The organism is Microcystis sp. BLCC-F209, from assembly GCF_041928595.1.
In the GTDB taxonomy this organism is placed as follows: domain Bacteria; phylum Cyanobacteriota; class Cyanobacteriia; order Cyanobacteriales; family Microcystaceae; genus Microcystis.
In genome coordinates this window covers 1-5,630 of record NZ_JBHFLL010000252.1, presented here as the reverse complement: position 1 = coordinate 5,630, position 5,630 = coordinate 1, and the positions used below count along the sequence as shown (strand labels likewise).

7 protein-coding genes and 1 pseudogene are annotated in these 5,630 nt (G+C 39.8%); all 8 read right to left on the bottom strand.

The genetic code is table 11. The annotated features are described in order from the left end of the window. Positions 1-248: 248 nt before the first annotated feature. Complete coding sequence (locus ACE1AQ_RS15990) at positions 249-1,307, bottom strand: D-alanine--D-alanine ligase family protein (RefSeq protein WP_110545907.1); 1,059 nt, start codon at positions 1,305-1,307, stop codon at positions 249-251. Positions 1,308-1,539: 232 nt separating this feature from the next. Further along, entirely contained in the window at positions 1,540-2,604 is a 1,065-nt protein-coding gene (locus tag ACE1AQ_RS15985) for a hypothetical protein (protein WP_110545908.1), read from the bottom strand. A gap of 2 nt (positions 2,605-2,606) precedes the next feature. Beyond that, positions 2,607-3,209: a J domain-containing protein gene (locus ACE1AQ_RS15980; RefSeq protein WP_110545909.1), complete on the bottom strand. Its 603-nt coding sequence runs from the start codon at positions 3,207-3,209 to the stop codon at positions 2,607-2,609. Positions 3,210-3,466: 257 nt separating this feature from the next. Then, a complete protein-coding gene (locus tag ACE1AQ_RS15975) occupies positions 3,467-3,652 on the bottom strand; it encodes a hypothetical protein (RefSeq protein WP_008197934.1) in 186 nt (61 codons plus the stop codon). 267 nt (positions 3,653-3,919) lie between these two features. After that, positions 3,920-4,147 (bottom strand): hypothetical protein, encoded by a 228-nt coding sequence (locus ACE1AQ_RS15970; protein WP_008197932.1) that lies wholly within the window; start codon positions 4,145-4,147, stop codon positions 3,920-3,922. A gap of 50 nt (positions 4,148-4,197) precedes the next feature. Further along, positions 4,198-4,554 (bottom strand): iron-sulfur cluster assembly accessory protein, encoded by a 357-nt coding sequence (locus ACE1AQ_RS15965; RefSeq protein WP_008197930.1) that lies wholly within the window; start codon positions 4,552-4,554, stop codon positions 4,198-4,200. Between the two features lie 320 nt (positions 4,555-4,874). Beyond that, entirely contained in the window at positions 4,875-5,264 is a 390-nt protein-coding gene (locus ACE1AQ_RS15960) for a hypothetical protein (RefSeq protein ID WP_008197928.1), read from the bottom strand. Positions 5,265-5,398: 134 nt separating this feature from the next. Beyond that, positions 5,399-5,630, bottom strand: a pseudogene (locus tag ACE1AQ_RS15955) (RNA-guided endonuclease TnpB family protein); the annotation flags it as partial.

Genomic DNA, 5,630 nt, shown 5'->3' with positions numbered 1-5,630 from the left:
CCAGCTTTGGTGGGTAAAATGTATTCTAAGATACATTTCTCAAGAGCGAGGGGGTGGAACGAACCACAAAGACACAAAGGACACAAAGATCGATCGATCCTATGTCAATTAAACTTATCACACAGAACCTAGAAGAGCCTCAGCCCTAGGAGGCAGGAGGGATCAAAGACAAAATTTATCTTCTACTTAATTAGAACCAGTTACTTAGACTAGGTAATTACTATCCTAGAAATGGTGTTAAATTAACCTTATTTTTCCTGTTTTTCTAAAGCTAATTGCACTAATTTATCGACCAATTTCTCAAACTCTAAACCAGTGGCTTTCCAGAGTTGGGGATACATACTAAAATTAGTAAACCCCGGCAGAGTATTAATTTCATTGAGCAACACTTCCCCAGTCTTCTCCACATAGAAAAAATCCACCCGCGACAATCCCGCAGCATCCACAGCTTTAAATGCTTCTACAGCCATTTCTCGCACTTGATTAGCAATTTTATCGGGAATATTAGCGGGAATAACCATACTCGATCGCCCATCAGTATATTTAGTTTCATAGTCATAAAAATCACTATCAAAAGTAATTTCTCCCACCAAAGAAGCTTGGGGATTATCATTACCTAAAACCGCACATTCGATCTCCCTTGCGGTTACTCCTGCTTCAACAATAATCCGTCGATCATAACTAGCAGCACTATCTAAAGCAGCCTCTAATTCTTGCCGGTTGCGTGCTTTACTAATACCCACCGAAGAACCTAAATTAGCCGGTTTAATAAAACAAGGATAACCTATTTCCTCGGCGATTTGATCGCACAATTGCGGAAAAACACAGGCATTTGACCACACTTGCGAGCGGGTTATGGCCTTATACTTAACTTGGGGTAATCCAGCGGCTGCAAAAGCAGTTTTCATGGCAATTTTATCCATGCCTAGGCATGAACCCAGAACCCCACTACCCACAAAAGCAACCCGCATGAGAGTGAGTAATCCTTGCAAAGTTCCATCTTCTCCATTCGGTCCGTGGAGAATTGGAAACCAAACCTCAATTTCGCTCACTTCTGGAGGAAATTGCCAGATATTGACTTTTATATCACTCTCAATAGCTAGGGGTTGCCCAGAGGTTAAAATTTGTCTAGCAGTTGCTGCCGAATGCCAACAGCCATTTTTATCGATATAGAAGGGTATAACTGCGTATTTGTCAAGATTTTCGGGATAATTAAAAGCTTGCAGGATCGATCGAGCCGAATTGATAGATACCTCGTGTTCTCCCGATCGACCACCAAACAACAATCCTACCTTGATCTTATCCATATTATCCTCTCTAGACCCAGCTAGATCCTAAATTAGAGTTCAACTATCATATATACTATGGGCGGAGTTGACAATAGTTGCCAATGATTTAGATGCAGCTGTTCCTCGTCAGATCGGAGTTTTGGCAAAACCTCAAGATAAATTAATTATCGCTCATGATGAGATGTGGTCGTTCTTTCCCTCAAAAAATGGATAATCACCTTGGAGCTATTCACCCCCCGAAATTGAATGATTATTTAGCTAATTTTTCCAGTTTTTTCTTAGTTTTCTGAAGTTTTAAGGCTAAATTACCATGATGTTCGGGATAGTAAACGTGCAAGAATTCGATAAAATCCTCGATTGTACAAGGTTGATGAAATCCCCCTAAGTTACCGTGGAATTCTTGGTGAATTTCTTCTTTAATAGTCACCAAATTCAGATCTAATGTCGCTAGATGGGGATATTTTTGGACAGAGTAAAGATGATGGACAGCGAGATTAAATTTATTATTTCTATCCGGTTTTTGCCCTGTCACCTGACAAGTGTTTTTATCTCTAGTTTTAGCTCGTTTTTTAGCCTTTTCAATCTCGATTTTTTGTTTGGTATCGTCATCTAGATTTTCCTGAATTTCTTTAAAGGCAAGAGGAAACTCGATTTCAATCATTTTACACATTTCTTGGCGCGATTTATTCGTCAAAGTTTCACTCATGGATTTAGAAATGCGAACAACTCCACTTTCAGAGAACCAAAACTCTCTTTTTTCATCTTCGTAAAAATCTACTCCTATTTTTAAAGGACGAACTTCTGTTTTAGTATTTTTGATTACCTTAGCAAGTTCTTCATCATCAACTTTCAAAGATGAAGATTCGTGGAGTTTAAGATTATTGAATGTTTGATTTAGCTTGGCTCCATTAGTTTTTAAAATTCGCCGCAAACTCTGTTTATGAATCATAGCCACTCCTTGATAAACTTTAATTTCGCCAGAGTCAGCCAATTCATTAAAAATTAATTTTCGTGCCAAAGAGCGACGAATTTTTTGATCGTGCTTAGTAAAAAATTCTCTAAATCTGTATAAAATTCCTCGCTTTTCATGCTGATCAATATAGGAAGCAATTTTTAAAGCACCTTCAAAAGAAAACAATCTAACTTTATCTTTTTTGTTGACAAATTGATAATCGACACCTTCAACTAAATCCCAATCATCATTAGGATCAGCATCAAAAATATCAACAATTTTGTCTAGTTTTTCAAGAGTAATAGAAAACCATTGAGCTAATTCGGTATCCCGGATCAGGAAGGTATTTGCTTTCTGAGGCATGATTATTTTATCTCCGTGGTGATAGACTTATACATGACAGTTAAACAATCAAAAACTTCTGCGTCTCCTGTTTCTTGGTTATCGGGATGATAGATCTTAGAAAGACGATAATAGGCATTTTTAATGTCTTCCTTAGTGGCAGTTTTTGGATCAAGCTCGAAAACACGATAGGGATAAAAATATTTAAATATATTAATACCATTAATACAATGCTTACCTGTTTCCCCATCTTCTTCTGGTAAAATACCTACATACTCTCTGTAAATTTTTTCCCAACTTTCTCGCTGAGATAAATTGATGTTATCAAAGGCTCTAGTAGCCATTTGAAACATACTCGATTTTTTTAATTCTGTGGTATTGCTAACCTCAAAATAGGCATAAACTGCCTGTTTAAGTTGCGTTAGAGTTAAAGGTTTAACTTTTGGGACTGTGGTGGTGGTGGCTGTAGTTTTTGATTTAGTTAACGATGGTTTAGGAGACTTTTTACGGTGGTTTTTGATGACAAAATCGGCAAAATCTTCGAGAATACGACTTTCGATCGAGTATTGCTCACAGATATGACTAATCTGCTCTAAAATGAGCGAGTTAAGAGGATTAGTGGTCATAATTTCCCTAAGAAGCTGCAAAAAATCTAGCCTTTCTTATCAAGATGAAGTGTAGGCTAATTTGGTATTAACGACCGACGACTGACTCCCGAAAACTTCCTATCTTAAATTAATACCACTGCTGTGGCCACTTTATCAAGTGGGTAATCATAAAAAAAATTGCTGGGATATTATAGATTTAAGTCAATAACCCCTTGCCGCAGTGGCAATTGTCTTGCCTGTCCTGCGGCTCAAATGACTATGGTAAAATCAGTCAACTAGAAATGACGGGAAACGATTTTTTCGATGGTTGCTTGGGTATCCTGCAGCAGTTTCTCGCGACTATCTCTAGTATTAGTCAGACTAGGCACGAGATTACGAGCTTGTAAAGCCATGTGAAGTTGTAGTTGAGCTACATACTCGCGGATATCTTCACGGGGTTCCGATTGGTTGGGGTGAAACATAGAGAAACTGCAAGGGGCTTGTCTAGCTGATGGTGTCTTGTCGATAACTCCTATACAAGTTATCACGAGAGCTTAGGTTCCAGTCAAGGGTCGGCGGCAACTCTACACATTTCTCAACACAACTTACCGGAAATTTGGGTTTAACCCCGTCCTTTAAGGACGGCTTGGATGCTAGAATGCTTGTCAGTGGTTCCGACCGTGAGAACGAGAGGAAACAGGTTAAACGTCCTACTCCGTGATCTCAAAATTTAGGCTCTTCGTTACTTGTTATGGTTCGATAGGAGGGCATAAATCGACTAAATCCTTTAAATCCTTAGCTGGCCAGAGACATAATTGATGAGCTTGTTCTAGATAGAAAACAATTGACAAAAGGCGATACAGGAAACTAATTACTATCATCGCCTGATTATTAAGTAGTCGTGCAAAATTAATTGCCCATTCGTAAAATATTGGAGGGATAGGCAAGTCTCCGATTTTGTCAAGGGTTTTGGCCAAAAAAAACGCCTCTGGGAGGCGGGGGTGAAAGGTATCACCCCGGGAAAATATTAAACGCCAAAAGACTTACCACAGCCACAGGTTTGACTGGCGTTGGGATTAGTGAATTGGAAACCACCGCCGATCATCGCGTTGCTGTAATCTAACATGAGACCGTAGAGATAGAGCAGACTTTTTTTATCAGAGACGATTTTAAAGCCATCGTAATCGAAAACCTCATCTTGGGGGCCAATATTGCCAGGATGCTCAAAATCCATCATATAGGACATTCCCGAACAACCACCCTGACGCACACCCACGCGCAAACATAAATCCTTGCCCTCTTGCTCTTTGAGCATGGTAAGGTGTTTGAGGGCAGCCTCACTGAGTAAAATTCCTTTTCCTTGAATCTGAGTAGCTTGTGTCATCTTTAGCAGGAACTCCTAAACGCAGTTGAAGGGGACATATAAAACTTTACCTTCTCCTATCCATCTTAACGATAGTTGAGGGCTGATGACTGGATTACTGTTTACTTTTTCCAGCCTCGCAGGAGTTATAGAGCAAAAAGAAGCAAAAAACTGGGATTATTAATTAAATAGGGTTGCCAGAGACGACTAGATTCTTGAAACAAACCCTAGAGCCATTCTCAGCCGATTTTCATCACCCAACCCTGGGGGGACGATAATCAAATCAGGAAAACGCTACTTTGGGGATGCCGAAAAAGCAGCCGGAAAAGAGCCAAAGAAATTCACTTTTCTAAGCGGAGATTAGTGCCGCTGCTATCGGTGCGATAAACCCAAGTTTTTTGGTTATCAGTCAGAATAATTCGCCATCCTTGCACCAGTGCTTGAGTACAGAATTCTCCCGGTTTAGCTAATCCTAAACAACCATCGGGCCAGGTTTGTGGTTGTGCTGCTTGAATTTGCAAGCGATTAACGGATATCTTGGTTTTCCGACTCAAATCTTGACGGGTAGCGGCGATGACCGAATTGGGTGGCTCAGGAGATGCTAAACTGGGTGGCACTAAGAGGAGAGAAAGCAGAGTCATTAGCATTAAAGTGCCAGTTGCTCCCTGAATAATTCTCGTTTTACCGATTGGTACTTGCTGGCTTTGGCTAAAATTTTTTCTAGATATCATCTTTAGTGCTGCCTCTTTCCGGGGGGTGATAGTCTGAGCAAATTTTCCTGTTTATCATCAGTGTAACCGATAGTTAGTAAAAGTATAGTCAAATATATACAGACTGAATTCCATTTCAGAAATTCCCTTCACTTTTACTTCGAGAGATTGATTCTCCTTGGGTGAACTACGCACCTCTCTATCCCATAGCGGTTAAACGCATTTGGGAATGCTTTTCGCAAAATGTTGTAGGAACCCATGACATCAGATTGAACCAGAATCCCCTTATCTGTACGATATAACCCTCGCGAAATTCTTTTTCCTGAAAACACTGGCTTTTCAGTTATCTGTCCATAAACGGGGAGAGGATCGTCATTCAAAAAATTA

Bases quoted from the DNA above. Each gene is read 5' to 3' on its own strand.
- ACE1AQ_RS15990 (WP_110545907.1), bottom strand. From the start codon at position 1,307: ATGGATAAGATCAAGGTAGGATTGTTGTTTGGTGGTCGATCGGGAGAA.
- ACE1AQ_RS15975 (WP_008197934.1), bottom strand. From the start codon at position 3,652: ATGTTTCACCCCAACCAATCGGAACCCCGTGAAGATATCCGCGAGTAT.
- ACE1AQ_RS15960 (WP_008197928.1), bottom strand. From the start codon at position 5,264: ATGATATCTAGAAAAAATTTTAGCCAAAGCCAGCAAGTACCAATCGGT.
- ACE1AQ_RS15965 (WP_008197930.1), bottom strand. From the start codon at position 4,554: ATGACACAAGCTACTCAGATTCAAGGAAAAGGAATTTTACTCAGTGAG.
- ACE1AQ_RS15980 (WP_110545909.1), bottom strand. From the start codon at position 3,209: ATGACCACTAATCCTCTTAACTCGCTCATTTTAGAGCAGATTAGTCAT.
- ACE1AQ_RS15985 (WP_110545908.1), bottom strand. From the start codon at position 2,604: ATGCCTCAGAAAGCAAATACCTTCCTGATCCGGGATACCGAATTAGCT.